Here is a 20,697-nt window from a genome sequence, read left to right as displayed (position 1 = left end):
ACAGTTGGATTAGCTCCAAAACAAACAGGAATTATTTTTTATAAAGGAGTGTAACATTTTTTGCTGATTTTTTATAAATGGGCAGTCTCTATCAGGATTTATGGCGCGATAATATCTTGCAATCGTATTTGAAAAGTAAATATAATTGATTAACTTTCAAGAGTGTAAGTTTATTTTTGTTAAGCTTATCATATGTTAAATCTAATACTATCAAACTATGAAAATCTCCTTTGAAAAGAAAATATTCCTAGGATTTGTCATCAATGTACTTGTTGTGATTGCATCAGGCTGGATTTTTATTTCACGACTTAGCAGCAAACGAGATAAGGCGATGGATTCGCGGTTGAATTGGATAGAGATTTTCCTCTTTTTTCTTTCGGTTGTTTTGTTAATCGTGGTTTACTTTATTATTCGGGCGCAATTACAAGCTAAGGCTATTTCTCAAAATCTTCTTTTAGAAAACAAACAACTCCTTCAATCCATAATTGATAATACCACAAATCCCATTTTTATAAAAAAAATAAATGGCGAGTATTTGCTGATTAATAAGCAATTTGAGTCCTTATTTCAGATTTCGAATGAAGAAATTATAGGTAAAACAGATGAAGATTTATTGCCTAAGAATGTGGCTGATGCCTACCGGAATTCTGATTTTGAAGTGGTCAAAGCACTTAAAGAATTAAAATCAGAAGAGACGATTGAGCAGCCGGATGGACCACATACTTATATTGCTGTGAAATTTCCTTTGTTTGATTCTAAAGGCAGGGTTTATGCTGTGGGAGGGATTTCTACCGATATTACAGATAGAAAAAAACTGGAAGAATCCTCTAAATCAGCTGATAAATTCTTTAATATGTCATTAGATATGTTGATTATTGCTTCAGCTGATAAATTTATAAAAATAAACCCTGCTGTCACTAAAATTTTAGGTTACTCTGAAGACGAGCTCTTAAGTCAGCCCTTTCTTTCTTACGTTCATCCTGATGATGTTGAAATCACTAAAAAAGAAGTTGCCAAACTTCAAACCGGCGTAGTATCACTAAAATTTGAAAATAGATATATATGTAAAGATAAATCGTTCAAATGGATACTGTGGTCCGTGTATCCGGATGTTTCAACTGGGCTGCTATATGCCGTTGGAAGGGATATTACGGATATAAAAGCAACTGAAAAATCCATAGCAGAAGCCGATAAGTTTTTTAATATGTCTTATGAATTGTTTGTAGTAGCCAAAGGAGATTACTTTATAAAAGTGAATCCGGCTTTTACAAGAATTTTAGGTTTTAGTCAAGAAGAGATGAATGATAAACCATTTCTGTCTTTTTCACATCCGGATGATCTTAAGGCATCTACTGAAGCAATTGAAAAATTAAAAAATGGGGGTACTATGATCAATTATAGAGCTAGAGCACTCTGTAAAGACGGAAATTATAAATGGTTGGAATGGTCCAGTGCAATTGATGTGCAGACAGGAATGATGTATGCCGTGGCTCGCGATGTTACTGAAAAAATACACAATGAGGAATCGTTGAAAATATCCAATATGTTTTTTAACATGGCATTCGATATCCTTACTGTGGCTAAGGATGAACATTTTATTAAAATCAATCAGGCTTTCACCAAAACACTAGGTTATAATCAAGAGGATATGAATCGATTGAAATTTATGGATTTAATTCATCCTGATGACAAGGCAACAGCTACTGAAATATTATCTAAACATTTAAAAGGCGAACCTGTTGTCAATTTTAGAACACGTTTTCTTTGTAAAGACGGGTCTTACAAATGGCTGGATTGGAATAGTAATATGGATATTCAACAAGGGGTTTTTTATTCCGTTGGGCGAGATGTTACAGAATTGGTTAAATTAGAAGAAGAAGAACAAACTGCAATCGATGAACTTTATGAAAATGAAGAAAAATTGAGACTGATAGTAGAAAATATTGGGGAAGGGGTTATTGTTGCCAATGCCGATAAAAAAATAGTGTTAGCCAATGAAATGGCCAATGAAATTTTTGGAATTGAAGAAGATGAAAAAATATCATCGCATTTGACGGACCATTTTGAATTGTATTTTCCGGATGAAAAAACTATTTTTCCTTCACAAAATTTACCTATGGAACGGGCGTTGAACGGTGAAATCACTGATGATGTTGAAGTAGTGCTTTGGAATCCAGTTGCTCAACAAAAAAAACGGGTGCTCATTAGCGGAAGACCACTAGTGGATCAAAATAACAAAGTTGTTGCTGCAGTTGTCACCATTAAAGACATTAGTAAATACAAACAACTCGAACAAGAATTAAAAGAAACAGAGTTAAAATACAGGCAGCTTATCGGATTTAGAAAAGGTGGCGAAACAGCGATTTGATTAAAAAAAATCTTAGCGCACTTTTTTAATAAGCGTTATAAATATAAAAAAACCATCCAGATAGTGGATGGTTTGAATTTAATTTTTTACTGGATTAACAGTATTCGTTGAAAGCGTCTTTTAAGTTTTCAGCGATTAATTCTGCGGGGCGACCTTCAATGTGGTGACGCTCTAACATGTGAACCAATTCACCGTCTTTGAACAAAGCGATGCTTGGTGATGATGGCGGAAAAGGAAACATAAATCCTCTGGCTGCATCTACTGCTTCTTTGTCAACACCTGCAAAAACCGTAATTAAATGAGCTGGTTTTTTAGTGTTGTCTAGGCTCATTTTTGCTCCTGGACGTGCATTTCTTGCTGCACAACCACAAACAGAATTTACTACTACAAGAGTGGTTCCTTCAGATTTTATAGCGTTTTGAACTGCGTCAGCTGTATGTAATTCTTGAAAACCTGCGTCAGTTAATTCAGCACGCATTGGTTTTACCATTTCTTCTGGATACATATCTTTTTTATTTAAAAAGTTTAACGTTTTTTGTTTATCCCGAAACTACGGGCTTGCAAAGTTACAAAGTTTACATTCAAGAATAGAAGTTGAATTATAAAGTTTTGTTATAGTTTGATTGTTATTTCATTATTTTGAAAACGGCATGAAAAACAGCTTTAATAAATAACATTTTAGGGCATTTTAGAATGACCTGAATATCTTCTTTTAATGAAGTTTCTTCGTCTAGAAATTTGAAAATTAAAGTTGGATTTCCTTTTTTGAACATGGAAGTGAAAATGGTGGAACCCAATTCATTTTTCCGATCTAAAATATCCAATAATAACAAATCATAAAACCAGAATTTAGTTTTTTTATGAAATTTTGTAAAGTCGGTTTCCCGTTGCAGAAACGCAACCAATTCAGTGGATTTTTTGTCAGAATTTTTAAAGGTGTATCCCGTGCTGGCTTTTGTCCATCCTCCGGAAGTCCCTATACTGATTACGTTTTTGGTGTTTAATTTCCAGAAAGGATAGCAGGTCATGGGGATGCTGCCTTGTTCTTTTTCGATAATTTCATAATTTGTAATACCCAGATTTTGAATGTATTTCCTGATTTCGGTTTCGTATTCCTCGGTCTTCAAATGGTTGTGCGAAAACAAAGTGTATTCCAGTAAAGCTTCAGTTCTGGAAGTAGGCAAAACATACATAAAACGGGTGTTCCCTTTTTGCTCTACCGAAAAATCCATGAAAGTAGCTTGTTCCAGATTGAAAACTGTTTGTTCACTTTTGATAAACCAACCAATAAAATGCTGCTGTAAAACAGGATATTTGGATTGATTTTCAACTTTCTGTTTGTTGTAAATGCTATTGAATAGTTTTGAACAGGAGAAACTTTCAGCAGCAGTTTGTATCAGAATTATATTTTCGGATTCTTCAATTTCGGTTACTTTCTCGTTGATGAAAGTAATGTTTTCTTGTTCCGAAATCAAATCAAATACTTGGTTGTAAAAATCCAAGCCTTTCACCATGTTGTATTGATATGGTTTTAAATCTAAATCTCTATGAAAGTCTCCATTGGCAAACAGTGCCGAATCCCATTTTTTTGAAATAGATTTTTCCCAAATCACTTCTTCTTTTCCCCAGAAACACCAGGTTCTGTCATTCGTTTTTTTAGTATCTTCGTCAATAAGTAGAATATTTTTCTCTCTGAATTTTCCTGAAAGTACCATTTTGTAAACGGTCATCAAAGCGGACAAGCCAGTTCCAGTAAAGATGTAATCGAAGTGTTTCATTGGTAAATTTGACAATTACACCAAAAATAGTCAATTTAAAAGAAATTAAAATCATATTTTAAATCGAAACGAATACCCTAGAGAAAAATAATGTTTAGGAGATGTTTTAGAGAATCCTACCCCGCTTGATATATCTAGCTGATGGTTTGGATTGAATAAATAGGTCAGTCCAGCATCGCAGCGATGGTCTGGTTTCTCAATTTGAGGTACAAAACCATAGATTTCAATATAACCTCCTATTTTTTCGGTAATAGAATAACCTGTTGTTAGTGTATAAATAAATGTGGGCTCTGCCGTTTCCCCATCCCACTCGGCACCAATATTATAACTTAAAGATTGTTTGTCAGAAAGCGTATGTTGCATAGTAAAACGAAATTCAGGAGCATAGAAGTTAGTTGCAAGCTTTTTTGATGCCATTTTAGGAATAGAGATATGTGCGATAAAAGAGGTGACTGGAATTATTCCTTTTTCTTCTAAAAGTTGAGTCTTGAAACCTATTACAACAGGATTTAAACCAGATGTTTTTTCAGAATCGGCTTTGTCAATGCTGTATTCTGTGATTAGTCGCAATTCAAAATGGTCATTAATTCCAAATCGAGTTAAAATAGTAGGAGCAACAATTTGATTAGAATTAGCCTTTGTTTTTTCATAGGAAAAGCCATTTTCTAATTGAAAATAGTTCTTAGGAACAATAAATGGACATTCTGTTTGATCAGGTCTGTCTGTTTGAATCGATGGCAAATCTTGAGAAGATGCAATGCTAGATGCCAGCAACATTATGATTAAGACTATTTTATCTTTTTTCATTTTTAAAAAATAAATATTTAGACAAAACTAAAAAATATATTTTGTTTATAAAAATTTATAGTACATTTGTTTCGAAATAAATAAGTTATGGGAAAATCTTTAGAAGAAGTTCACGGATCGGTAGTCACACAAAACAAGAAATCAGTATTCAGGAAAATATTGGCCTTTTTCGGACCGGCCTATTTAATTAGCGTTGGTTATATGGATCCCGGAAACTGGGCGACAGATATTGCGGGCGGAAGCCAGTTTGGTTATGCCTTGCTATGGGTTTTATTAATGAGTAATATGATGGCTTTGCTGCTGCAAAGTTTAAGTGCCCGACTTGGGATTGTTACCCAACGCGATTTGGCGCAAGCCTCGCGAGAAACCTATTCTCCTTTTATCAATTATATATTGTATTTCCTCGCCGAAATTGCTATAGCGGCCTGTGATCTTGCCGAAGTATTAGGAATGGCAATCGGTATCAATTTATTATTTGATATTCCGCTGATTGAAGGGGTGATTATTACGGTTTTAGACACTTTTTTATTACTGTTTTTAATCAATAAAGGCATCCGTAAAATGGAGGCATTTATTATTGTTTTAGTAGCAATAATTGGTTTTTCCTTTATTTTTGAAATGATTTTTGCACAGCCGGAAATGGGAAAGGTTATATATGGTTTGATCCCATCGATGCCTAATGAAGCGGCGCTATATATTGCGATTGGAATTATTGGGGCAACGGTTATGCCACACAATTTGTACCTGCATTCTTCACTAGTACAAACCAGAAATTTCGATAGAAGCAATGTGGGAATTAAGCAGGCTTTAAAATACAATTTCATTGATTCCGCTATCGCGTTAAATCTGGCCTTTTTTGTAAATGCAGCTATTTTAATATTGGCAGCAGCCACATTTTATAAAAATGGTATGTATGAAGTCGCTGAGATTCAGGATGCGCACCGCTTTTTAGCACCGCTTTTAGGGAGCAAATGGGCACCAATATTATTCGCCGTGGCTTTGATTGCGGCAGGACAAAGTTCGACCGTTACAGGAACATTAGCCGGTCAAATTATTATGGAAGGCTATTTGAATTTACGAATCCAACCTTGGGTTCGAAGAATAATCACCCGCTTAATTGCCATTGTTCCGGCCGTAATTGTAATTTCTATTTTTGGCGAAAGCGTCACGGGAAAATTACTGATTTTAAGTCAGGTGATTTTGAGTTTGCAATTGGGTTTTGCGATTATTCCGCTGATTCATTTTGTAAGCGACAAATCAAAAATGAAGGGATTTCACATTGGTAAGGTTACCCAAATTACTTCTTGGATTGTTGCCACGATTATTGTTTCACTAAATGCCAAACTGGTTTTTGATGAAATAAACGGATGGCTTGAAACTTCAGAAAATCCATTACTATTATGGTTTACGGTAGTTCCTTTAGCATTTGGTTTCTTGATTTTGTTGCTTTATATTGTATTCAAACCATTTATTGTCAAAACAAAAACCAGCATTCTAAACCATTCGCCGCACAATCTAAAATTGCAATTTTCTAAAACGGGAATCTACAGCAAAAAGGAAATTGCTGTTTCGGTAGATTTTTCCAACGCTGATGAAGTAGCATTAAACAACGCTTTTCAATTAGGTGGAATTGATGCGAAATACACCTTAATTCACGTGGTAGAAACTGTTGGAGCACTAGTATATGGCGAAAAAATTGATGATCATGAAACTTTAATAGACGAAAAATTATTAAACGAATACAAAAATATATTATCGGAAAAAGGATTTAAAGTGCAGACAAAACTGGGATTTGGGAAACCAAATAAAGTGATTCCTAACATCATCAATGAAGGAAATTTTGATATCTTGGTCATGGGGACGCACGGACATACTGGATTCAAGGATTTAATCTTTGGAACTACTGTTGATAAATTGAGACATAAAATTTCTATTCCATTACTTATAGTAAAAAATTAATTTTTTTTGGTCAATCTTGTTTCAAAATTAAAAGCTATTTACCTTGCCAGTTCGCTGCTTGAGGCTAAAAAAATTAGAATACCTTAATCATAAATCTAAAATCAAATGACTTTTTCAGAGGAAAACTATCTTAAAACTATATATCATTTAACTATTATTTCGGATTCAGAAATAAGCACCAATGCGATTGCCGAAAAAATGGAAACCAAAGCATCGTCAGTTACTGATATGCTTAAGAAATTAGCCGAAAAAGACTTAGTTAATTATAAAAAATACCAAGGTGTTTCCTTAACTGAAAAGGGGAAATTATCTGCAAAAATGATTGTTAGGAAACATCGTCTTTGGGAAGTTTTTCTGGTCGAAAAACTTGATTTTTCTTGGGATGAGGTGCATGATATCGCAGAAGAATTGGAACACATAAAATCCGAAAAACTCATCAATAAACTCGATGATTTTCTGGGAAACCCAACAGAAGATCCACATGGTGATCCCATTCCGGATGTGAACGGACGAATCATAAAAATTGAAAAGCAACTGCTTTCTGAATTACATGAAAATCAAATAGGAATATGCGTTGGCGTAAAAGACACTTCGTCAGAATTTCTTAAATATCTAGATAAACAAGGAATTGCATTGGGCTCTAAAATTGAAATCATAGCTAAGGAAAGTTTCGACCTTTCAGTAAAAATAAAAGTAGATACTAATGATTTGACGATTTCAAATAAAATTGCCAGTAATCTTTTTGTGAAGTTGAATTAGGAAATTTGGCTTTATCTTTGAAAGAACTAAATTAAAAACATCAATGAAAAAGTTATTACTGTTATTTCTAATCGTCTTTAATTCTCTTGCATTTGCACAAAACACGCCAAAGGAAACTATTAAATATGTAAAAATCACCCAAAAGAAATGTCTTAAAAAAAGTGGCTATCAAATTGTTGTGAAAGAATTAGTGAGTGATTCCCGTTGTCCGGAGGGAGTAACCTGTGTTTGGGCTGGTGAGGCTTCGGCCATTGTATCTGTCTATAAAGATTCAAAATTAGTTGAGGATAACACGATTGTCTTTTCGATGAAAAATATAGAGGAAAATAAACAGTGGTTTTCTAAATATCTTCCCGTAAAGCAGCGAAAAATAAAAACTGTGGGTGTTTTTCCTTATCCGAAGCAAGGCGTAGTGGTTAATAAAAAGGACTATTATATTAAAATTGGGTATATAAAGTAAGTCTGTTTTTATCCCTTTTTAAAACCAATTAATTTTCGGTATTTCTGCTCGCTTTCTTCAAGAGCTACTTCCAGTTCTTTGTAATAGGTGATGTCTTTTATATTAGCAACGGCTGCGATAACATAATTGTTTTCATCGATTATTGGTCTGCCACTGATGACAACCCGTTTTTTAGTTTTAGTTTCTGAATCTTCAATTATTATTTCAACATCATCAGTTGACTCTCCTTTTAAAGCTTTGTCCAGAGGCAGATTTTGGGCAGGGAAAACGGTTTTTTCGTCAGGATAATATAAATTATATTTAGTTGACCAATCCAGAGTAGTGGGGGCTGAGGAGTCTTGTTTAATCCCTATAATTTCTTCCGCCATATGATTGGATAAAACAATTCTTTTTTGGCTGTCAGTAACAATAATGCCCTCACCAATATTCTCTAATATCAATTTCAATTTTAATTCGTTAAGACGCACTAATTTATCGGCCTCTATTTTCTCGTCTTCGAGTTTTTTGCTTATTGAAATGTCTTTAACAAAAGCAATGAAAATGTATTTGCCTAAAATGGTAGCTTGTGATACGGTCAGCTCAATATCAAACTCAATATTTTGTTTGTTAATTGCTGTGGTTTCAAATGTTTTATTAAGGATAGGTCCTTCGCCGGTATCTATAAAATGTTGAAGCCCTTTTAAATGATTCTCTCTATGTTGTTTTGGCATAATTAATTCATGCATTTTTTTGCCTAAGGCTTCTATAATTGTCCAGCCAAATATTTTTTCGGCTTGCGGATTCCATCTCATGATGATTCCTTCGTCATTTATTACAATCAAAGCATCTGGCGCCTCGTTAAATATAGTTTGTAATTGCCCTTCGCTTTCTTTAAGTTTTTGTTCAGCAGCTTTGCGTTCCGTAATATCTCTCAGAATAGATTTATGCCCAGTTATCCTATTTCCTTCTCTTAACTGCATCACCGTTTGTTCTACCCATTTTAGTTCTCTTGATTTGGTAAGAATGGGAAATGAAAATACAGTTTCATCTACTTTATTTTTAAATTGATTTAGATAGAACTCCGCCACACGGTCTTTCCACTCTGGAGCAACCAGCTCTGAAAAATGTTTTCCTATAAGTTCATCTTGAGTGTAACCAGTTAGTTTTTTACAGGCAGGATTAATATAGGTAAAGTAACCTTTGTAATCAGAAGTATGCACTACATCACTTATGTTTTCAACAATTTCACGATATTTTTCTTCGCTTTTACGAAGGGTTTCTATGGCTTCTGCTAGTTGGGTCGTACGCTCAGTCACTTTTTGTTCCAGTTCCTCATTTAGTTTTTTGATTTCATTTTCCGAATTTTTTCGTTCCGTGATATCATGAAAAACCGCCACAGCACCATTGATCTTGCCAGCGGAGTCTTTTAAGGGTCTGGCAGATATCACGACAAAATTGCCTTCGGTTTTTTTATAATTTTGTACAAATATTTCCATGTCATCTACGTCCTCGCCGTGTAATGCTTTAATTATAGGAAGGTCATCAGTAGCTAAAATAGTTTTAGTATCAGGCCAAAATATACCATAGGTGTCAGCCCATCTCTCTTCGGGTATATCGAGCAGTCCAATTCCAATTATTTTTTCAGAAGCAGGATTCCAAATGATGAATTTTCCATTCTCATCAGCAACGACTAATCCATCACCCATATTTTGAATAACGGATTGTAATAGTGTGTTTTGTTCATTTAACTGTTCTTTGGATTGTGCCACTTCATTATCTCTTTTCTCAATAGTGGAAAGCATGTCATTAAGTCCCAAAGAAAGAATACTGATTTCGTCTTTCCCTTCAACCACCATGCGGGTTGTATAATCATTAGTATCCTTTATCTGTTGTATGACTTTTACTAAGTTCAGCAAGGGTTTTGATATGTATTTTTTTATAATAATGGCAATTAGAAAAGCGAGTCCGATTCCGACAATTAATAAAACAACTCCCAGACTCAAAATATCCATTTTTATTTTATTCAATTCCGATAATTCAAAGCGGATGCATACTAATCCTATTGTTTTATTATCTTTTTTGATCTTGCTGTAAACAAAAAGATTTTTATTGGTAAACAAGAAGCTTTTTTGATCCATCGCGGGTACAGCAAATTGATATTTTGGGTTGGATCCCTTTTTAGCGTAGGATGCAAAGACTTTTCCTTTTTTGTCCAATATATTTGCATTTAAAAGATCATTTTGCACTTTTAGTTCCGATAGGATTTTATTTGCCGCAGCATTATCAAGAAATTCTAAAGCGGAAACACTATTAAAGCCTACCACTTGGGCAATAGCAATTGAACTGACAACTTTCCGGTCCTTGAATCCTTTAATGTCTATAAGTACAAAAGCGGTAATACATATTCCTAATACAAACGCCGAGGTAAAAACCTGCATTAGTACCAGTTTATTCTTAATCGAGATATTGCGTAGATTCATCATTTATAATGTTTTTAGTATTATTATTGGACAATAATGGCATGCTGTAATAGAAACGAACTGATGCCAATTCCGGCTTTATTTATTGCTTTTAGATTTACTTCAAATTTTAATTTATTGTCGACTATGACAAAATTCATATGCGCCCCTTTTTTTCCATTTCCATTTCGCTCTGTTACAATCAATACTGGCTTTCCTGAAAATTTAGAAAGAATGGTTTCAATTGGGATGGTACTGTTGTAAGGAACAAACAGAATGTTACAAAAGCTGATCTCGTCTAAATTTTTATATTCCTTAATCTCAATTTTTTTAGTTTTAGGGGTACCTTGTAAGGAGGCGGTAATTGGACTTTCTTCTAGAATGGCGATCTTAAAAGTTTGATTTTTGGAATACTCTTTCCAATTAACATAATCTATAAAACGATACAGAAAAGCAGCTTTTAAAGCGTATTCCTTTTCCCCGGCACTCTCTTGTGCCGCTATTGGATTTCCTACCATCATTGTGATGATTACCCCCCAAAAAAAGATGTAATTTTTAAGTGTCATGACATTTTATTTTTAACGAAGTTTCGACGTGAATTGGAAAAATTAATGCTGTTTATTTTAAAAAAGCTAATTTTAGAATTTATAATTTAATGACAAATTGAACAAAGTTCCCAGTTGGCTAAAGTGATAACCTTCATAGGTCATTTGAGAATAACGGCCATTGAATGTAATCAGGTTAAATTGTGATTTGACTTGCGCTGGATCATTTAAAATCGTTGTGCCAGCAGCATTTTCTGCCTTAAATTTCCATTGAGGTAATACGTTAAACAAATTATTGATGTTGATAGCCACTGTTAATTTATCAGTTGCAGCATAATTAATTCCTAAATCAGTAACTAGTTTTGGAGTAAATTCCGTTCTTAAATTAGAATCCAAACCTTCTTGTTTGAATGTTGTTTTTCCAAAGTAAGTGTTGTTAAGTGATAAATCATATTTTTTAATTTTATAATTGGCGCCCAAAATCCATTTTGTTTTGGGTCTCGAGGTAAACATTAGAGCATTTAGTGTTGCCCCAAAATTTGTACTGGTAACCGGTGAAATTCTTTTGTTTTCTAATGTTACGTTTCCTGATAAATTGAATCCTATTTCTGTTATTCCTAGTTTTATTGGACCGTAATTCATAACGGCGTCGACGCCAGACGTTCTGGAATTAAAGGAGTTTTCAAACCAGGCAACGCTTCCAAATTGGGTGGCTACATTGTCTCCCAAGATAATTCTGTCTTTTACTTTAATGTTGTAATAGTCTATTGTAAAATTTATGTTTTTTAAAGGTTTGGCTCCAACACCAACGGAGATATTAATTGATTTTTCTGCGTCTAATTTGGGTATTCCTAAAAGGCGTGCCTGTGCTGAAATATTATTTATCAATCCGTTAATTTGTATGCCCTGACCAGCTACAAAGGAATTTTGTGATTTTTGCGAGAAAATTTGATGTAATGTGGGTGCTCTAAAACCAGTAGAAACGGAACCTCTTAGTGTAATTTTATCTTTGTTAAATTTATATCTGGAGCTTAATTTCCAAACAGTTGCTGAGCCGAAATCACTGTAGTTTTCATAACGAATGGTACCGTTTACGAAGAAATCTTTATTGAAATCGTATGCTAAATCAAAATAACCCCCTAAATTATAGCGATTCCATTTTCCTGAATTTTCTGGTCTGTTGCCCGAAAAGGAGTCGGCACCTTCTCCATCCCATGAAGCCTTATCACCTTCAGTAATTGTAAAGGTTTCAGTTCTAACCTCAGATCCAAAACCAACGCTTATTTTGTCAGATAGTATCTTAGAAATGTCCAAGTTGCCTACAATATGTTTAAATGAAGCTCCTCCAGGTTTAAATGATATGGGACTGTTCTCCCGGTAGATATTTGTTCCGCCAGAGTCTTTTGTACCGGATCTGTTTTGGGAGTTTTCTACCGTGTAAGTTTGCGAATTACCGCCAAATGTTATGCTGGAATCAACGTTCCATCCGTTTCTAATGGATACATATCCTAAGGTGGCATTATAATCGTTCAAGTCTCCAGTAAATGTGGGATGGTATCCTTTGTAGGAGCCCACTGTGCCATCACCAAAGAAATCTTTTAAATAGGTCGGATAAACAGAGGAAATACTCCAATTTGGAATACTATTATTTTCAAATGGGTTTTTTATGGATCTCCAATAAGGCGTTCTGTAGTTCGCAAAAGAGTTTACTTTTTTGTACGCATAAGCAGCATTATAATACAGTTGGGTTTCATTGGATAAATTAAAGTTGCCATTTATCTCAAATTTTATGGCCGCTGTTTCCGGAGAACCATTGATATTGCCGCCGTCCGGTTTTTCTTTTAAAAAATCATCAACGGCTTTTCGTCCAGTGATGTTCCCTTGATTTATAGTGGAGAATTTCGCGTTATAGTCGGGAGAGCCTTTGTAATCTTCAAAAACGGTATTTATTTGATTATCATTCATTCCGGTTATATTGGTACCTCCAAGAGTATTGTCAGTGTTAACATAGCTTCGATATGTAGTTGGGTTTATTTTAACAAAATCATTAAAATCGGCTTCTGCATCTACTTTTCCGGGCCTGTTCGCTAGGTTTACTTTGGAAAAATCTAAAGTATAATTAACAAAACCTTTTTCGCCTACTGTAGATCCATTGTTCAAACTCACTCCTAGCATTTTGCCATCTCCTTCAGCCGTAATTCCTGTTCTTACTGTTGCGGATCCATTATCGGTTCCTTTTTTTAAAATAATATTTATTACGCCGGCAATGGCATCAGAGCCATATTGTGGTGACGCTCCATCACGCAGAAACTCGACGCGTTCGATAGCGTCAATTGGAATCGCAGAGATATCAGCACCAGTTTCTCCTTGACCTGGTGATGTTTGGACATAAAGTAGAGCACTCAAGTTTTTCCGTTTTCCGTTAACAAGTAGGAGGGTTCGGCTGGGTCCCATATTTCTAATTTCATAAGGGTCAAGTAACGAAGTGGCATCATTTACAGGAGTTTGAACCGTGTTGAAAGAGGGGATTTTGTATTGTAATACTTTATCAAAAGTGATTTGCCCCGTTGATGTTATTTCTGAAGATGACAATACATCAATAGGAAGGGCAGTTGTAGTGTTGCTTCTGGGCGCGGTTCTTGTACCGGTGATGATTACGTCGCTTGCACTTTGTCCGTCACCTTCAGAAAAGACAACATTTAAAGTAGATTCAGTCGTTTCGTATTTTTGTTTTGAAAAGCCAAAGTAACTAAAGACCAAAGTGGCTCCTTCTTTTACGTTAATAAGATAGGCCCCATTAATATCGCTAGAAACGTTGTTGTTAGTTCCCTTTTCAATAATATTAACTCCAGACAAAGGCATACCAGCGTTATCTATAACAAAACCACTAATCTCTTTTTGAGCAAAAAGAAATGTGACGTTTAGTGTAAATAGTAATAACGCAAACTTTTTCATGATTAGTTGATATTGGTTCATTTTTGACTTGAAATCAATTGCAACATAATAAATGTAAGAAGTATCCAATGAGCCACTTAAATAAATAATTTAGTGGAATATTGACCAATGAATGGAATAATTATAAAAAAAACAGTTTGCTTTTTTCATAATGAATAGGTATTAAATCGAGGTTTCTTATAGTTTTCTCCTTTAAATGATTAGAAGATGACAATTACCAATTTAGTTGTATTTATTTAATTGCAATTGCCACGAAGGAGTATAGCTAAAAGTCCTAAAATTATGTACAAAATGGTTGATAAATTCAAAGTCAAATCAGAGGCCATTATTTTGAAAGTTTAAAAATGGAAGTGACTGATTTTGAGTATAAAATCAACACTTTTATGCTATGTAAATTTAGTTAATTTATATCAAATAGCTTAAATAAAAGGTTAGATTTTTAGTTTTTTAGGAAAAACTTACGCGGACTTGTATTTTTAAAATCAAGCCAAGTTAATGTGGTGGTAGGTGCTTAAATTTAGAAAACACTTTTAATGACAGCCGCAATCGTCATCGCCACAATTTTTTTTAGATTTTTTCTTCAAGAAGAATTTTCTAATTAAAAAAGCTAGTGCAATTCCAAGTGCAATAAAGGCAATGATTTCTTGAATATCCATACTCGTTTATTTTAGAATTTGATAGGCAATTAATGCTACAACATAAGCAAAGCCACTCATGAAAATAAGTTGTCCTAAAGGCCATTTCCAGCTATTGGTTTCTTTTTTTGTGATGGCGAGTGTACTGGCACATTGCAATGCAAAGGCATAAAACAATAATAATGAGATTCCGGATGCAAAATTGAATATCTTTTCTCCGGTTGCCGGATTGATTTCAGCAGCCATTTTGTTTTTTATGGTAACTTCATTGTCACTTCCGCCAACACTGTATATGGTAGCTAATGTTCCCACAAATACTTCTCTGGCCGCAAATGAACTGATAATAGCAATGCCTATTTTCCAATCATAACCTAAAGGTGAAATCGCAGGCTCGATTGTTTTTCCCATTAGACCAATATAGGAGTTTTCTAATTTTTGTGAAGCAACTGCATTTTCAAATTCTGTTTTTGACAACGGTTTGTCTTTCGTTTTTTCTATAACAATTGTTTCAGCGTTATTGAAATTTCCCCCCGGACCATAAGAAGCTAAAAACCATAGAACAATTGAAATGGCCAAAATGATTTTACCTGCTCCAAAAACAAATGCCTTCGTTTTTTCAATCACATTAATTCCCACGTTCTTAAAAAGCGGTAATTTATAATTAGGCATCTCTACAACAAAATACGTTTTTCCTTTTATTTTTAGAATTTTATTTAAAATATAAGCTGAGAAAATAGCCATTCCAAAACCTAGAAGATATAACAACATCAAGGTCATTCCTTGCATATTCAAAATCCCAAAAAAACGCGTGTCTGGAATTACTAAGGCAATTATGATGGCGTAAACCGGTAATCTTGCGGAGCAGGTTGTAAAAGGTGTCACTAAAATAGTGATTAACCTTTCTTTCCAGTTTTCTATATTTCTGGTTGCCATGATTGCGGGAATCGCACAGGCTGTTCCAGAAATAAGCGGCACAACGCTTTTGCCGGACAAACCAAATTTGCGCATGATTTTATCCATAAGGAAAACTACTCTGCTCATATAGCCACTTTCTTCCAGAATGGAAATGAACATAAATAGGAAGGCAATTTGTGGTATAAATATTAAAATCCCCCCGATTCCTGGAATGATTCCCTGTGAAATTAAATTAGTTAAAACTCCGGCAGGCAATTTTTCAGCAGCAAGAGTGCTCAGCGAAGCAAAAGTACTATCGATAAAATCCATTGGTATTTTCGACCATTCGAAAATAGATTGAAAAATCACAAACAGAATCATAAAGAAAATAACGTAACCCCAAACTTTATGCGTGAGGACACGATCCAGTTTGCTACGGAAATCTTTAGCGACAGTTTCATCTATTTTCATTCCTACTTTCAGCACATCATTGATAAATTGATAGCGTTTTATGGTTTCTTTTTGTTGCAAACGTTTCAAATCCGAGTGTGATTTGGTAAACGAACTTCTAATTTCATTCCGATCTAAATTCAGAAAATTTACATCCTGTGTAATTACCAACCACAATTTATATAATAATTGATTCGGGAATGTTTTGCGTAACGTATTGAAATATTCAGGATCAATACCGGATGCATTCAAACAAGGTTCTGTGGAGATTGTTTTGTAAGTGACAATCAATTTTTTTAACTCATCAATCCCAAAACCTTTTCGGGAACTAATCAATGCAATCTTGGTTTTTAGGTGTTCTTCAAGATAAGGAATGTCGAGTGTTATTCCTTTGTATTCCATTCTATCAGCCATGTTTATGACTAAGATAGTTGGGATTTCTAAATCTTTTATTTGGGTGAAAAGCAATAAATTGCGTTTCAAATTTTCTACATCGGTAACCACAAGGGCTACGTCTGGATATAATTTGTCGTTTTTATTCAGTAGTAATTCGATAACAACATTCTCGTCAATGGAACTTGCATTCAAACTATATGTTCCTGGTAAATCCAGAATATTAGCTTTGACATTGTTGGGCAACTTACAAAATCCCATCTTTTTTTCAACGGTGATTCCAGGATAATTACCCACTTGTTGGTTTAAACCGGTCAATTGATTAAAAACAGAAGTTTTCCCTACATTCGGGTTTCCTATTAAAGCTACGTTAATGTTGCGATTGCTTACCATAAGTTGGTTTTGATTATTTCAACTTCGATTTCTCTCGCCGTTTCCACGCGTATCGCGACATGGGAACCATTATTGATGTTCAAATACAGAGGATCCCCAAAAGGAGCAATTTGAAGTAATTCGACCATGTTTCCTGGTAAACAACCCATTTCTAATAGCTTCAATGGAACGGTGTCAATATCAAAATCTTTGATAATAGCTTTTTCGCCTTTTTTGAGAGAATGTATCGTAGTTCGCAAATCTTATTTAGATTGAATTAAGATTGCAAAAGTACATATTATAATGCCAAAACAAATGATAATTATCATTTTTGTACCTTTTTTGGGTAAATTAAAGCTACTATTTTGCAGCTTCTTATTGAATCGATAGTGTAATAAAATTATTGTAATCTAAATTTTTAATTGTCTTTTATTCTGTGCACAAAAAATTAATATCTTCTATTAAACGTTTCATGTCTTCTTTTTTTGTACCGTCATAAAAACCTCGTACTCTTCTTTTGGTGTCAACCAAGACAAAATTTTCGGTATGAACCATATCATACAATTGCTCCGGTTTTCCTAATTTGACAGCCAAGTAGGATTTTCTAGCCATTGTATAAATTGCTTTCTTGTCACCGGTAACCAAGTTCCATTTGCTGTCAACAACTCCATTTTTTAGAGCATAGGCTTTCAAAGCAGGAACGCTGTCCGTTTCTGGAAAAACGGTATGTGACAACAACATTACCTTAGGGTTATTTATGATTGCTTTTTGAACTTCGGCTAAATTAGTCGTCATCTTTGGGCATATTGAACCACAAGTTGTGAAGAAAAAATCAGCAACATAAACTTTTCCTTCATAATCTTTCTGAGTAATAGTTTTTCCATTTTGATTTACAAAAGAAAAATCAGCAATCGTGTGGTACTTGCTTATATATTGAACGGTACTGTCTACCAGTTCAGGATTTACATCTGCAGGATTAAAAATAGGTAGTGATTTGCTTGGTTTAAGCGCTACGTAGAACAAGTAAATCGTTATGATAGAAAAGACTAATAAAACACCAAGGAACTTTCGGTATTTATATAAAATAGATTTCATAAGAGTAATTTGGTGCAAAAATACGAAAAGGTAATTTTAAAAAAGAATCTCTTTTAATTTTATCAAATTTGAATATCAAAAAAATTAAAAACAGCGGTTTTTAATACAAATACTAGTGCTTTACTTTATCATTTTTAAAATTTAACTACTAAATTGCAAAATAGTTGCCTTCCATGCTGTAAAAATTGTTTTGGGCCACCTATTCTTATATTAGGTTGGTAAATTGTTGAATCAAACACATTCGTAACAAGTAATTGAGTAGTAATTTCGGCATCGTATACTTTTATTTTTACATAAGAAAATGTCACATCAACCTTAGTAAAATCGGGGATGGTAATTATTTGTGTAATATCCTTATTGCCATGTTTTGCGTGAATTTGAGAATAATAATTGATTCTTGAATTGATTGTAAAGTTATCAGTTGCAGTAAAAGTTACACCTGCTGTTATTCTATGGGGATAAACACCAAGATTTACGGTACTGACACCTGCGTAGTCATCAGCATCTTTTTTGACATAGGAATAACCAATTTCAGTTCTAATGTTCCCTGTTTTATAAAACAGTTGACTTTCAATACCAAATACATTTATTACATTATCTGAATTTATGAACCCTCCGGTTTCGGTAGGTTCAATAAAATTTGTTGCTATATTCTTGTAGGCAACAATATTTGCTAATAAATTACTCGTAAATGATTGATTAATTCCAACTTCAAAAGTATTCATACGTGCCGGATCAAGTTCATTTACCACATTTTTTGCTGATGAAGCACCGAGTTCAAAAATATTAGGTTCCCGGAAAGCTTGTCCAAAAAGAAATCGTATCGAAGTTTTTTTAAATGGTGTGTAAACCAGCCCACTGCGAAAGGTAAGAATGGATTTATAGATATTATGATAATCAAATCTTCCGCCTAGTGTGACATATAATTTATCAAATAGTGTTTTTTGCAATTGTAAAAACAGTGAATTTTTATACTGTCTAAAAAATGGTTTGCGCATTCTATTTTCGATAGCGCGTGTTTCATCAAAACTAGGATTTAATTTATCTGTTGAAAGAGATAAACCTAATAAATCAAACATATCAAAAGTATACCCACCGATAATAGATAAGGTTTGACTTGGAGCATAATCTAATTGAATACTTCCTTTATATCGTTTGGAACCTGAACTCGATTGCTGTGAATAGACCATCAAAAAATTGTCTTTAATTTCTTGATCCGTAAGGGGCGAGTCTGGATTATGCCCATTTTTCACAAGAGTGTCGTATATAGCATTGTCGAAAGTGTAGTTTACGCCCCAGAATCTTTCTTTATAAAATTGAAGTTCTGCGTTAATTTTAAGTTTGGCACTAATTTCTTTTTCTATACCGGCATAATACAAGGCTAATTGACGGTAATCACTTTGATTAATGTAATCTAACGAAATATTTTCAAGCCCTTTACTGCCTTTAAGCTCATAACCCTCTATTCCCACATAAAGACCTTTGTAAGAAATTTTTGCCGCATACGGAAGAGACCAGCTATTTTGCTTAAATTCTTGGTTTATGGGAAACGCTTTAGACGGAACGCCTTGTCTGAAATTTACGGTGTCTTTTACAAAACCTTTATAATCCCAAAGATTGCTGCGGAAATATCTAAAGCTCCCACTAATACGAAAATCATTTATATTTTTTCCGAAAACGATGCTTTGTGCTTGAGTTCCTTGTGTTCCAAATTCAGTACGATACTGTATTTCATTAAAATCAGAGGAATCATTTTTTGTGATGATATTGATAACACCAACCAAAGCATTTGCACCATAAAGTGCGGAAGCGGGGCCTTGTAGAATTTCAACCTGTTTTATATTATGTGTTGCAAATTGTGTTGAAATAAATGTTTCGGAAGCAAATAAATTTTGCATTTCCCGTCCATTTACCAACAATAGCGTTTGCGAAAAATTACTTAAAAAACCACGTTGTCCGCCAAAAGTAAAATGGTCGGTTCTTATAGCTACGACACCTGGAACGTTTTCCAATAAATTTGTTAAATCAGTGTAGCCGTTTTCAATAATATCTTTTTCAGTGACAACATAAATTGTTGCAGGTGCGATTTTTTGATTTTCTGGCTTTTTAGAAGCAGTTACAACTTCAACATTCATTAGTTCTTCGAGCGAGAGTTCAAAAAAATCAACGCTGGCAATCAGAGTTATGTTTAAGTTTGTTATATCTTTTTTGATTTCAACTACTTGAACTTTGAAATTTTCTTTTGTTAATTCAAGTGTTGCTGCAACTTCCGGTACTTCAATTGAGTACCGTCCTTCCTCATCTGTAAAAGTTTTCAGGGCTGTATTTTTCACACTAATTTCTACACTGTCAATAGGTCTGTTTGTTTCGTCTGTTATTACGCCAGTTACTATTTGTTGTGCAAAAACTATATTTACTGTGAGAACCAATATAATAAATAAAGATTTTTTCATAATTTCTTTTTTTATTACTAATTGATAGTGTGTAGGAGATAAAAATGTCTATTCAGGTAGGACTAAGAAATTTTAATCAATTCCATAAAATATTTTTTCTGTTTCCTTATTAATAGCCATTGACTTTGTTTCATCGCTATTTTTTGAATTCAACTACCTTGAAAAACAGTTTTATCGTAATTATAATTTTGTTTTGACAGCATGCCGATAAAATGTGTAATAATGAAGTTAGTCTTGTAAAGTAGCACATTCTTGTTGATTTCGGTAGCTGCTTTTTCATTAAAGAAAACCAAATATAATTTAGTGCAACAGCATGTATTTTTGTAATACTGTAAC

At 33.9% G+C, this 20,697-nt stretch carries 15 protein-coding genes; 4 read left to right on the top strand and 11 right to left on the bottom strand.

Features of this window, described 5'->3' with window-relative positions; all coding sequences use genetic code 11:
- Positions 1 to 217: 217 nt before the first annotated feature.
- Positions 218 to 2,368 (top strand): PAS domain-containing protein, encoded by a 2,151-nt coding sequence (locus ACFX5F_RS09170; RefSeq protein WP_379851762.1) that lies wholly within the window; start codon positions 218 to 220, stop codon positions 2,366 to 2,368.
- Between the two features lie 94 nt (positions 2,369 to 2,462).
- Here the strand turns inward: ACFX5F_RS09170 and ACFX5F_RS09165 are convergent, their stop codons facing one another.
- The 3 genes from ACFX5F_RS09165 to ACFX5F_RS09155 all read right to left on the bottom strand — a co-directional run bounded on the left by ACFX5F_RS09165 (position 2,463) and on the right by ACFX5F_RS09155 (position 4,953).
- Positions 2,463 to 2,873: a BrxA/BrxB family bacilliredoxin gene (locus tag ACFX5F_RS09165; protein ID WP_379851761.1), complete on the bottom strand. Its 411-nt coding sequence runs from the start codon at positions 2,871 to 2,873 to the stop codon at positions 2,463 to 2,465.
- A 121-nt stretch (positions 2,874 to 2,994) separates the two neighbouring features.
- Entirely contained in the window at positions 2,995 to 4,146 is a 1,152-nt protein-coding gene (locus tag ACFX5F_RS09160) for a lycopene cyclase family protein (RefSeq protein ID WP_379851760.1), read from the bottom strand.
- Between the two features lie 51 nt (positions 4,147 to 4,197).
- Positions 4,198 to 4,953 (bottom strand): transporter, encoded by a 756-nt coding sequence (locus tag ACFX5F_RS09155; protein ID WP_379851759.1) that lies wholly within the window; start codon positions 4,951 to 4,953, stop codon positions 4,198 to 4,200.
- Between the two features lie 87 nt (positions 4,954 to 5,040).
- On the opposite strand from ACFX5F_RS09155, the gene ACFX5F_RS09150 reads away from it, so the two are divergent.
- The 3 genes from ACFX5F_RS09150 to ACFX5F_RS09140 all read left to right on the top strand — a co-directional run bounded on the left by ACFX5F_RS09150 (position 5,041) and on the right by ACFX5F_RS09140 (position 8,131).
- On the top strand, positions 5,041 to 6,912 hold the full coding sequence (locus ACFX5F_RS09150; protein ID WP_379851758.1) for an Nramp family divalent metal transporter: 1,872 nt from the start codon (positions 5,041 to 5,043) through the stop codon (positions 6,910 to 6,912).
- Between the two features lie 105 nt (positions 6,913 to 7,017).
- Positions 7,018 to 7,671 (top strand): metal-dependent transcriptional regulator, encoded by a 654-nt coding sequence (locus ACFX5F_RS09145; RefSeq protein ID WP_379851757.1) that lies wholly within the window; start codon positions 7,018 to 7,020, stop codon positions 7,669 to 7,671.
- A 43-nt stretch (positions 7,672 to 7,714) separates the two neighbouring features.
- Complete coding sequence (locus ACFX5F_RS09140) at positions 7,715 to 8,131, top strand: hypothetical protein (RefSeq protein WP_379851756.1); 417 nt, start codon at positions 7,715 to 7,717, stop codon at positions 8,129 to 8,131.
- An 8-nt stretch (positions 8,132 to 8,139) separates the two neighbouring features.
- Here ACFX5F_RS09140 and ACFX5F_RS09135 read toward each other — a convergent pair whose 3' ends face one another.
- The 8 genes from ACFX5F_RS09135 to ACFX5F_RS09100 form a co-directional block, all read right to left on the bottom strand.
- Positions 8,140 to 10,593, bottom strand: coding sequence for a PAS domain S-box protein (locus ACFX5F_RS09135; protein ID WP_379851755.1), 2,454 nt, complete (start codon positions 10,591 to 10,593; stop codon positions 8,140 to 8,142).
- A 20-nt stretch (positions 10,594 to 10,613) separates the two neighbouring features.
- Complete coding sequence (locus ACFX5F_RS09130) at positions 10,614 to 11,135, bottom strand: YfiR family protein (RefSeq protein WP_379851754.1); 522 nt, start codon at positions 11,133 to 11,135, stop codon at positions 10,614 to 10,616.
- 72 nt (positions 11,136 to 11,207) lie between these two features.
- Complete coding sequence (locus ACFX5F_RS09125; protein WP_379851753.1) at positions 11,208 to 14,069, bottom strand: TonB-dependent receptor; 2,862 nt, start codon at positions 14,067 to 14,069, stop codon at positions 11,208 to 11,210.
- Between the two features lie 530 nt (positions 14,070 to 14,599).
- The gene (locus tag ACFX5F_RS09120; protein ID WP_379851752.1) at positions 14,600 to 14,725 is read right to left on the bottom strand and encodes a FeoB-associated Cys-rich membrane protein; all 126 of its coding nucleotides are present in this window, start codon (positions 14,723 to 14,725) and stop codon (positions 14,600 to 14,602) included.
- A 6-nt stretch (positions 14,726 to 14,731) separates the two neighbouring features.
- Entirely contained in the window at positions 14,732 to 16,834 is a 2,103-nt protein-coding gene (gene feoB, locus ACFX5F_RS09115; RefSeq protein WP_379851751.1) for a ferrous iron transport protein B, read from the bottom strand.
- Positions 16,828 to 17,073: a FeoA family protein gene (locus ACFX5F_RS09110; protein ID WP_073211342.1), complete on the bottom strand. Its 246-nt coding sequence runs from the start codon at positions 17,071 to 17,073 to the stop codon at positions 16,828 to 16,830. Before ACFX5F_RS09110 ends, feoB begins: the two co-directional genes overlap by 7 nt.
- Positions 17,074 to 17,242: 169 nt before the next feature.
- Complete coding sequence (locus tag ACFX5F_RS09105) at positions 17,243 to 17,908, bottom strand: SCO family protein (protein ID WP_379851750.1); 666 nt, start codon at positions 17,906 to 17,908, stop codon at positions 17,243 to 17,245.
- 134 nt (positions 17,909 to 18,042) lie between these two features.
- Positions 18,043 to 20,361, bottom strand: a complete 2,319-nt coding sequence (locus tag ACFX5F_RS09100; RefSeq protein ID WP_379851749.1) for a TonB-dependent receptor — start codon at positions 20,359 to 20,361, stop codon at positions 18,043 to 18,045.
- Positions 20,362 to 20,697: the final 336 nt, after the last annotated feature.

Source organism: Flavobacterium zhoui, assembly GCF_042787235.1.
GTDB classification, from domain to species: Bacteria; Bacteroidota; Bacteroidia; order Flavobacteriales; family Flavobacteriaceae; genus Flavobacterium; species Flavobacterium zhoui.
The sequence above is the reverse complement of the archived record's forward strand: the minus strand, read 5'-3'. Positions and strand labels throughout refer to the sequence as shown.

Coding starts and splice junctions, on each gene's coding strand:
- ACFX5F_RS09170 (WP_379851762.1), top strand. CDS start 218: ATGAAAATCTCCTTTGAAAAGAAAATATTCCTAGGATTTGTCATCAAT.
- ACFX5F_RS09165 (WP_379851761.1), bottom strand. CDS start 2,873: ATGTATCCAGAAGAAATGGTAAAACCAATGCGTGCTGAATTAACTGAC.
- ACFX5F_RS09160 (WP_379851760.1), bottom strand. CDS start 4,146: ATGAAACACTTCGATTACATCTTTACTGGAACTGGCTTGTCCGCTTTG.
- ACFX5F_RS09155 (WP_379851759.1), bottom strand. CDS start 4,953: ATGAAAAAAGATAAAATAGTCTTAATCATAATGTTGCTGGCATCTAGC.
- ACFX5F_RS09150 (WP_379851758.1), top strand. CDS start 5,041: ATGGGAAAATCTTTAGAAGAAGTTCACGGATCGGTAGTCACACAAAAC.
- ACFX5F_RS09145 (WP_379851757.1), top strand. CDS start 7,018: ATGACTTTTTCAGAGGAAAACTATCTTAAAACTATATATCATTTAACT.
- ACFX5F_RS09140 (WP_379851756.1), top strand. CDS start 7,715: ATGAAAAAGTTATTACTGTTATTTCTAATCGTCTTTAATTCTCTTGCA.
- ACFX5F_RS09135 (WP_379851755.1), bottom strand. CDS start 10,593: ATGATGAATCTACGCAATATCTCGATTAAGAATAAACTGGTACTAATG.
- ACFX5F_RS09130 (WP_379851754.1), bottom strand. CDS start 11,135: ATGACACTTAAAAATTACATCTTTTTTTGGGGGGTAATCATCACAATG.
- ACFX5F_RS09125 (WP_379851753.1), bottom strand. CDS start 14,069: ATGAAAAAGTTTGCGTTATTACTATTTACACTAAACGTCACATTTCTT.
- ACFX5F_RS09120 (WP_379851752.1), bottom strand. CDS start 14,725: ATGGATATTCAAGAAATCATTGCCTTTATTGCACTTGGAATTGCACTA.
- feoB (WP_379851751.1), bottom strand. CDS start 16,834: ATGGTAAGCAATCGCAACATTAACGTAGCTTTAATAGGAAACCCGAAT.
- ACFX5F_RS09105 (WP_379851750.1), bottom strand. CDS start 17,908: ATGAAATCTATTTTATATAAATACCGAAAGTTCCTTGGTGTTTTATTA.
- ACFX5F_RS09100 (WP_379851749.1), bottom strand. CDS start 20,361: ATGAAAAAATCTTTATTTATTATATTGGTTCTCACAGTAAATATAGTT.